Below are 312 nucleotides of genomic sequence, written 5' to 3'. Positions count from 1 at the left end.
GTAATCGTCCACCAGCGTCAAGTTGCCCTCCGGGGTCAGGGCACCGGTCTCCTCATCGGTCACGGTGACTACATCTTCTTCATCGGTGGTAGAAGTCAGGACGGGCTGTACCACTTCCTCCACAGGCTCACCGCCATAGGCAAAAGCGGGAGCCGCCATGCCAGCGCACAGTGCCACCGATACCAGCAGTGCGCCCAGTTTCTTAATCTTCATCTGCATCCTCCTACTCGAAAGTTGCACCCACGGCAGACAGCGCAGCAGGGTTCGGGGTGGTGGTGGCAGACTGCCGCAGCAGGGCGGCGAGCTGTTCCG

General features: G+C 61.2%; 1 pseudogene. It reads right to left on the bottom strand.

Going from position 1 to position 312, the window contains the following annotated elements:
- Positions 1-219, bottom strand: a pseudogene (locus tag P0G09_RS17500) (hypothetical protein); the annotation flags it as partial.
- Positions 220-312 lie beyond the last annotated feature (93 nt).

Source organism: Faecalibacterium sp. DFI.5.82 (genome assembly GCF_029076575.1).
Lineage (GTDB): Bacteria > Bacillota > Clostridia > Oscillospirales > Ruminococcaceae > Faecalibacterium > Faecalibacterium duncaniae.
The sequence above is the reverse complement of the archived record's forward strand: the minus strand, read 5'-3'. Positions and strand labels throughout refer to the sequence as shown.